Origin of the sequence: Mesorhizobium sp. M8A.F.Ca.ET.218.01.1.1, from assembly GCF_004791165.1 — a bacterium.
In the GTDB taxonomy this organism is placed as follows: domain Bacteria; phylum Pseudomonadota; class Alphaproteobacteria; order Rhizobiales; family Rhizobiaceae; genus Mesorhizobium.
The window spans coordinates 1-331 of record NZ_SRUZ01000123.1; the positions used below are offsets into that span (position 1 = coordinate 1).

Below are 331 nucleotides of genomic sequence, written 5' to 3' on the forward strand. Positions count from 1 at the left end.
GCACCGCCTCGCTCATTCTTGCCGAGGGGCCGGCCGCATGATCGCCGACTGGAGCCACGAGATCGTTCTTGCCGCCACCATCCTGTCCTGGTTCATTATCGGGGCGGGGTTGGCGCAGACGACGATCTACCTGCTGCAGCTCATCGTCGCCGGCTACGCGCTTTCCAGGCGCCCGCCCGTCGCGCGCTCGGCGCTGCTGTGGCATCGCTATGGCGACGTCGCGCCGCCGATCGCGCTCTTGGTTCCAGCCTATAACGAGGCATTGAATGTGGTCGAGAGCGTGCATTCGATGCTGGCGCTCGAATATCCGAACTTCGAGGTGGTCGTCATC

Annotated in this window: 1 pseudogene; it reads left to right on the forward strand. The window is 64.4% G+C overall.

Annotation, left to right across the window (positions count from 1 at the left end):
• Positions 1–37: 37 nt before the first annotated feature.
• A pseudogene (locus EN861_RS34670) lies at positions 38–331 on the forward strand (glycosyltransferase family 2 protein); the annotation flags it as partial.